Here is a 5,026-nt window from a genome sequence, read left to right as displayed (position 1 = left end):
CGAGAGGGGTTGGCCGCGCTCGAAGCGGTGCCGCGCTCGGTGCCCCGGCGCACCGCGGCCGAGGCGTACCTGCACGAGTTGGCGGGGGACAGGGCCGCGGCCGCCGAGCTCTACGGCCTGGCGGCGGAGGAGGCGACGTCGCTGCCCGAGCGCCGCTACCTGGGCCGGAGGGCGGGAGCCCTCAGGGGACCTGGCTGACCACCGCGGTGGAGGCGTTCCGGTCCGCGCCCGGGGAGGACTGCGCGGACTCGCTCGACACCGCGAACAGGGTGACCCCCAGGACCGCCACCGCGGCGAGCGCTGCGCCGACCCCCAACTCGAGGGTCGTCAACTGCAACCGCTGCCCCAGTACCTGGGGCGGCATGGTGGAGGTGGCCATGGAACTCCTCTTCCGGCTCGACTGCGTATCCGCGTTGCCCGATATCCACGTTGCTCGACCGCGGATCCACGGAGGACGCGGATCGACGGTGGACGCGGATGACCATAGTCCCCGAACGCCCTCCGGGGTAGGGGGGCCACCTGTTCGCTCGTCGGGAGGTCGCGGCGGCGCCCGCGGTGGGGGTCCGGCGCCCCCATCCGTGTGGTGTAGGTCTCCGAATCAGGGGCAGACGCTGAAAGGAGAACGCACATGAGTTCTCTCCCCGGACCGCGCACCCGCCCCGGCCCCGGCCGAAGGCTCAGGCTCGCGGGCTTCGCGGTACTCGCCACCGGCGCGGTCGCCGTCGCCCTGGTACCCGGCATGGTCTCGCTCGGGGCGTCCATGGGCGGTGTCGTGTCGTCAGCGGAGATGGCGGCCGGCGCGGTGCTCCACGCCCGCAGCGGCTGGATGGCGCCCGCGGTGTTCACCGTGACGGTGTTCGCCCTCGTCGTGGTCGTGACCACGGTGCTCCTGTGGGCCCCGGTGTCACTGTCCGATGGCCGCGGTGCCCGGACTGCACACAGTGCCCGGCCCGGACACCGTGCCCGGCCCCGCCGCGGCGCCCGAATCGGTCGACGGGGCCGCGCGGAGTTCGGACTGCGACAGCCCGAGCGTGCCCTGCGCGTGCGGATCGATCGTCTGCCGGGGATCACGGACTAGAGCCGCGACGGCTCGTCCACCCGGCACCAGGCCGCTGTGACCAGCAGGTTCACGGCCTGATCGAGGCCCCGGAAAAAAAGTTCGAGATCTCTCGTGACGATCCGGCGACTCGTGACGTCTTAGTTGTGTAGTTGTTCATCGAAGGCCCGGCCCGGTGCCGGACCTTCCCGCGAGGAGGAATCATGTCGAACGCAATTCCGAAGACCGGCCGTGAGCAGTCGCGCGAGCAGCAGGCCGCCGAGGCCGCGCAGGCCGAGGCGCAGGAGAAGTCCGTCGAGAAGCAGCCCGCGCGCGGACCGCTCCAGACGTCCCGCGGCGTGACCACACTGGACGACGCCGTGGTGGCCAAGATCGCCGGGATGGCCGCGCGTGAGGTCCCCGGTGTCTACGACATGGGCAACGCCGCTCGACGCGCCTTCTCGGTCGTGACCGATCGCATCCCCAACGCCCAGACCAACGTCACGGGCGGAATCAGCGTCGAGAAGGGCGAGACCCAGACGGCGATCGACGTGACGGTGGTCGTGGAGTACGGCGCCTCGATCGTCGACGTGGGCAACGCCATCCGACGCAACATCATCGACCAGGTCGAGGGCACCACCGGACTCGAGGTCGTCGAGGTCAACGTCAACGTGGCCGACGTCCGCCTGCCCCAGGACGACGACGGCGACGACGTCCGCACCAGCTCCGAGAGCGGGCGCGGCGAGCTGCGCTGATCCGCGCCCACCCACCGACCACTGCTGCACCGCGGGGGCGGGTCGCCCGGCCCGCCCCCGCACCCCTTGAGCGAGGAGTTCTCATGAAGACCACCCATCTCACACTTCTGGTGGGGTTGTTCCTCGGCGCCGTCGCCGCGTTCGGCTCCATCGGCCAGTTCCTCATCGTGCTGATCTTCGGCGTGATCGGTGTGGCCGTGGGCCTGGCCATGGAGGGACGCGTCGAGATCAAGGGCCTCACCGATCGCCGGAGGCGGTGACCCGTGACCGCCGCGCAGACTGACCAGACCGGTCGCCGGCCCGCCACGGATCCGGCCGCGGTCGAGGAGTCCGCACCGCAGGACCAGGCGCTCCGGCCGGCCGCCGAGCGCGGACTCACCACCATCCCCGCGTCCGTCGTCGGCCGCATCGCCGAGCAGGTCGCCTCCGAGTACACCCACGTGGGCGGCGCCGCCGGAGGTCTGCTGGGGGTGGGCGCCCGCCGGGACTTCGACTCGCGCCCGTCGGCCACCTGCGACCTCTACGGGACCGTCGCCGTGCTCACGCTGGACGTGGGCGTCGCGTTCCCCGTGAACCTGTCCGACACCTGCCGAGGCCTGCGCCGGTACGTGCGCGAGAGGGTCGGCGAGTTGACCGGCCTCCAGGTGGGCCGGCTGGACATCGAGATCTCGTGGCTCAACCCCGGGACCGCGACGAGAGGAGCACTGAGATGAGTGCACGGACCCGCGGAAGCGGACTGATCAGACGGCCACCGCGCGCCATCCCGGTGGGACTGCTCGCCGCAGCGCTCCTGGTCGCGGGCGGCCTGGGGAGCTGGCTGCTGGGGACCTACCTGGTCGACGGCACCTGGCCCTCGGCGGCGTCCGCCACGGTGGACTCGATCTCGGGCACCGGCATCGGATCGACGGAGACGCGCATCGCCGCCGTCGTCCTGGCTGTGGTGGGGCTCGCCCTGCTGCTGGCCGCCCTCGTGCCGGGACGCCCGTCGCGCGTCCTGGTCCTCGAGGACGACGTCCCGGGCGAGACCGCCATCTCCCGCCGTGACCTGGCCCGCCGCATCCAACGGCGGACCGAGAACGTCGACGGCGTGCACAGCACGAGCGTGGCCGTCCGCCGGCGCCGGATCGACGTGGCCGTGGCGACCGTGGTCGACGACCCCGCCCCGGTGACCAGGGGAGCGAAGGACGCCGTGGACCGGGCGCTGGCCGAACTGCGCCCGTCCGGCCCGTCACGCCCCCGCGTGCGCACCCACCGCAGAAGCTGAGAGGACGACACATCATGCGTAGCCTGTCCGGAACCCGAAACCGCATCGCGTTGACGGTGGCGGGTCTGCTGACCCTGGCCGTCGCGGCGTGGCTGGTCGCGGTGTCCTTCGCCCTCATCCCCGCGGGCTCGCCGCTCGCCGGCCTGACGGTGCCGGCCGACTCGACGGTGTCGACGCTGGTGCAGGAGCACCGTGGGTGGGCACTGCCGGCCGCCACCGCCGCCTCCGTCCTCGCCGTGCTCGTCGGGCTGGGTCTGCTGCTCGCGCAGATCCCCACCGCACCGGCGCACACCTCTCTGCGTCTGCACGACGACGACGGCACGGTCCTGGCCACCCTGGAACCCCAGGTGCTGGAACGTGCGCTCGCCGAGCGGGTGGAGGGCGTCCCCGGCGTCGAGGAGGCGTCCGTGCGGGTCTCCGGCTCCACGACCTCCCTGCGGATCCTGGCCGAGGTGACGATCGCCGAGGAGGCGCAGGTGGAATGGGCTGTCGAGGAGGCCCGCCGGGTGCTTGCCGCGGATCCGGAGACCGCCCTCGGCACCAGCCCTCGGTCGGTCGACCTGCTGGTCCGCGTGCACACCCCGCGGACCTCCCGATCCGACCGCGTGGCCGTGCGCCATCACGGTGCGGGCGGGGAACTGGTCTCCGAGGCGGCATGACCCCCGCGCCCTCCCCGCCGGGGGAGTACCCCGACCGCACCCTGGTGCTGCGCGCACAGGACGGTGACCCCGAGGCCTTCGACGTGTTGATCGACCGCCACCAGGGTCGCCTGTTCCGCATCGCCTACCTGGTGTTGGGGGACCGGCAGGACAGCGAGGACGTGGTCCAGGAGTCGCTGCTCACCGCGTGGAAGCGGCTGCATCTCCTGGACGACCCGGATGCGGTGCGGAGCTGGCTGGCCCAGATCTGCTCGCGGCGGGCGACCGACATCGCCCGCCGCCGGGCCCGCCGCTCCACCGACGCCCAGCCGCCCGAGCTCCTGAACGTCCATCGCGACGAGGGCCCCCGGTCCGACCCCGCGCAGACCACCGTGGTCAACGCGCAGATGCAGGCCCTGGCCCGGGTGCTCGGGACGATGGACCCGGATCTGCGGTCCTGCTGGACACTGCGCGAGATCGACGGCATGTCCTATCGGGAGGTCGCGTCCGCGCTCGACATCACCGAGTCCACCGCGCGGGGCCGCCTCGCGCGTGCCCGCACGCACGTGATCGAATATATGAAGGAATGGCGGTGAACACCATGGACGGATCCTCCGGACCCGGTGGACCCGACGACGCCGAGGCCACCCGGCACTATCTCGATCAGATCAGTGCCCTGCACCGCGACTGGGACGAGCTCGAGAGCCGGGGCGACGACTCCGTGCAGCTGTCCGGTCGGGCGAGGTCGGCACTGGCGGAGGCCGTCCGCGCGGATGCCCGACACGGCGCGCGGGTGCAGATGCCTCCCACCGACATCGGCCCCTACTCGCTGACCGAACTCGCCCTGCGGACACTGATCCGCGACACCGTCGACGGCGTCCCGGGGGTGCTGAGTCTGCGGACCACCGTCGACCACGATCCGGTCGAGGGCTGGGGTACCCGCGGTCTGCCCCGCCGCATCGCGTGCCGCGTCTCGTTCGCGGCGTCGACCCCGGATCTGCCCGCCCTGGCGGACGCGGTCCGACAGGCGGTGCGTGGTGCGTGCGCCCGCGAATTCGACCTCGTCGACCTGGTGGTCGACGTCCACATCGAGGATCTTCATGAGAACTGAGCCGACGGCAGCGGAGTTGATCGACCTGGTGGTCGCCGTCCCCGGGGTCAACGGGATAGAACCCGGCATCGGCACCTCACTGCGGGCGCTCGATGCCCGCATACGGCGGGCCGGCCCCGTCCTGAGTCACTTCGGTCTCCACGTCGACCGCGACGGCAACAGGGTCACCGTCGAGGTGAGCCTGGACCCCTCCCGACCGGTCAGGCAGAGCGTGCGCGAGAT

General features: G+C 72.2%; 11 protein-coding genes. 10 read left to right on the top strand and 1 reads right to left on the bottom strand.

Annotated features, from left to right (window positions below):
• A partial coding sequence (locus G6031_RS04565) for a hypothetical protein (protein WP_182652595.1) occupies nt 1-198 on the top strand: 198 nt, incomplete at its 5' end.
• Here the strand turns inward: G6031_RS04565 and G6031_RS04560 are convergent.
• On the bottom strand, nt 182-379 hold the full coding sequence (locus G6031_RS04560; RefSeq protein ID WP_182652594.1) for a hypothetical protein: 198 nt from the start codon (nt 377-379) through the stop codon (nt 182-184). The two genes, G6031_RS04565 and G6031_RS04560, sit on opposite strands and share 17 nt — an antisense overlap.
• Nucleotides 380-628: 249 nt before the next feature.
• Here G6031_RS04560 and G6031_RS04555 point away from each other — a divergent pair, with 249 nt between their 5' ends.
• The 9 genes from G6031_RS04555 to G6031_RS04515 all read left to right on the top strand — a co-directional run.
• Nucleotides 629-1,078, top strand: a complete 450-nt coding sequence (locus tag G6031_RS04555; protein ID WP_095718233.1) for a hypothetical protein — start codon at nt 629-631, stop codon at nt 1,076-1,078.
• 182 nt (nt 1,079-1,260) lie between these two features.
• On the top strand, nt 1,261-1,791 hold the full coding sequence (locus tag G6031_RS04550) for an Asp23/Gls24 family envelope stress response protein (RefSeq protein ID WP_176475066.1): 531 nt from the start codon (nt 1,261-1,263) through the stop codon (nt 1,789-1,791).
• 83 nt (nt 1,792-1,874) lie between these two features.
• Entirely contained in the window at nt 1,875-2,051 is a 177-nt protein-coding gene (locus tag G6031_RS04545) for a hypothetical protein (RefSeq protein WP_162845654.1), read from the top strand.
• Between the two features lie 3 nt (nt 2,052-2,054).
• A complete protein-coding gene (locus tag G6031_RS04540; RefSeq protein WP_017838018.1) occupies nt 2,055-2,504 on the top strand; it encodes a hypothetical protein in 450 nt (149 codons plus the stop codon).
• Nucleotides 2,501-3,055, top strand: a complete 555-nt coding sequence (locus G6031_RS04535) for a DUF6286 domain-containing protein (RefSeq protein WP_182652593.1) — start codon at nt 2,501-2,503, stop codon at nt 3,053-3,055. The genes G6031_RS04540 and G6031_RS04535 overlap by 4 nt, the downstream gene beginning before the upstream one ends.
• Before the next feature lie 14 nt (nt 3,056-3,069).
• Nucleotides 3,070-3,714 (top strand): hypothetical protein, encoded by a 645-nt coding sequence (locus tag G6031_RS04530; protein ID WP_182652592.1) that lies wholly within the window; start codon nt 3,070-3,072, stop codon nt 3,712-3,714.
• On the top strand, nt 3,711-4,289 hold the full coding sequence (locus G6031_RS04525; protein ID WP_182652591.1) for an RNA polymerase sigma factor: 579 nt from the start codon (nt 3,711-3,713) through the stop codon (nt 4,287-4,289). The genes G6031_RS04530 and G6031_RS04525 overlap by 4 nt, the downstream gene beginning before the upstream one ends.
• Nucleotides 4,280-4,804 carry a hypothetical protein gene (locus tag G6031_RS04520; RefSeq protein ID WP_017838014.1) on the top strand — a complete coding sequence of 175 codons (525 nt, stop codon included), beginning with the start codon at nt 4,280-4,282 and terminating at the stop codon, nt 4,802-4,804. The genes G6031_RS04525 and G6031_RS04520 overlap by 10 nt, the downstream gene beginning before the upstream one ends.
• Nucleotides 4,794-5,026, top strand: a 233-nt coding sequence (locus tag G6031_RS04515) for a transcriptional regulator (protein ID WP_206682140.1), incomplete at its 3' end; no start/stop codon positions are given. The genes G6031_RS04520 and G6031_RS04515, both read left to right, overlap by 11 nt.

The sequence above is a fragment of the Dietzia sp. CQ4 genome (assembly GCF_014145125.1).
Taxonomy (GTDB): Bacteria; Actinomycetota; Actinomycetes; order Mycobacteriales; family Mycobacteriaceae; genus Dietzia; species Dietzia natronolimnaea.
This window is presented reverse-complemented; position numbering and strand designations above follow the sequence as displayed.

What these genes read in the sequence shown, in the direction of transcription:
- G6031_RS04560 (WP_182652594.1), bottom strand. Translation starts at nt 379, where the DNA reads ATGGCCACCTCCACCATGCCGCCCCAGGTACTGGGGCAGCGGTTGCAG.
- G6031_RS04555 (WP_095718233.1), top strand. Translation starts at nt 629, where the DNA reads ATGAGTTCTCTCCCCGGACCGCGCACCCGCCCCGGCCCCGGCCGAAGG.
- G6031_RS04550 (WP_176475066.1), top strand. Translation starts at nt 1,261, where the DNA reads ATGTCGAACGCAATTCCGAAGACCGGCCGTGAGCAGTCGCGCGAGCAG.
- G6031_RS04545 (WP_162845654.1), top strand. Translation starts at nt 1,875, where the DNA reads ATGAAGACCACCCATCTCACACTTCTGGTGGGGTTGTTCCTCGGCGCC.
- G6031_RS04535 (WP_182652593.1), top strand. Translation starts at nt 2,501, where the DNA reads ATGAGTGCACGGACCCGCGGAAGCGGACTGATCAGACGGCCACCGCGC.
- G6031_RS04530 (WP_182652592.1), top strand. Translation starts at nt 3,070, where the DNA reads ATGCGTAGCCTGTCCGGAACCCGAAACCGCATCGCGTTGACGGTGGCG.
- G6031_RS04525 (WP_182652591.1), top strand. Translation starts at nt 3,711, where the DNA reads ATGACCCCCGCGCCCTCCCCGCCGGGGGAGTACCCCGACCGCACCCTG.
- G6031_RS04520 (WP_017838014.1), top strand. Translation starts at nt 4,280, where the DNA reads ATGGCGGTGAACACCATGGACGGATCCTCCGGACCCGGTGGACCCGAC.